Origin of the sequence: Bacillus cereus group sp. BfR-BA-01331 (assembly GCF_022663915.1) — a bacterium.
Classification (GTDB): Bacteria; Bacillota; Bacilli; order Bacillales; family Bacillaceae_G; genus Bacillus_A; species Bacillus_A mycoides.
Window position 1 is genome coordinate 1 of sequence record NZ_JAKUGJ010000167.1, and the last position, 391, is coordinate 391.

A 391-nucleotide genomic window follows, 5' to 3' on the forward strand; every position below is an offset into this window, starting at 1 on the left:
TCTTCATATCGTTGTTCAATATAACTTTTTCCTACACGATCATTACGGTTATATCCACGTACCAAATAAGAATCTAAGTTTTCTTTCGGTAGTCCTTCTTCACTACTTGTAATATTACCTATCACGGAACGAAATAAATTACCATTTACATAATTACGTTCCCAATCAACTGTTGTATCTACTCCTGGAAACTCCGCAAGGTTTTCACTTATCCGCGCATATTCTTGATCTGTCACATCTTTTTTTATAATTTGTGGTATCAGTTGATAACCTGAACTCATTTTACTTTTAATAGCTAACACCTTTAAATCTTGTGCTGTTAATTCTGCCAATTCTACTTCTGTAACGCGACTTCGTCTTAAGTCTTGAATTTTTTTGTCTAGTTCTTTTC

1 pseudogene is annotated in these 391 nt (G+C 33.5%); it reads right to left on the reverse strand.

Going from position 1 to position 391, the window contains the following annotated elements:
• Positions 1-391 (reverse strand): annotated as a pseudogene (locus MR155_RS31485) (penicillin-binding protein); the annotation flags it as partial.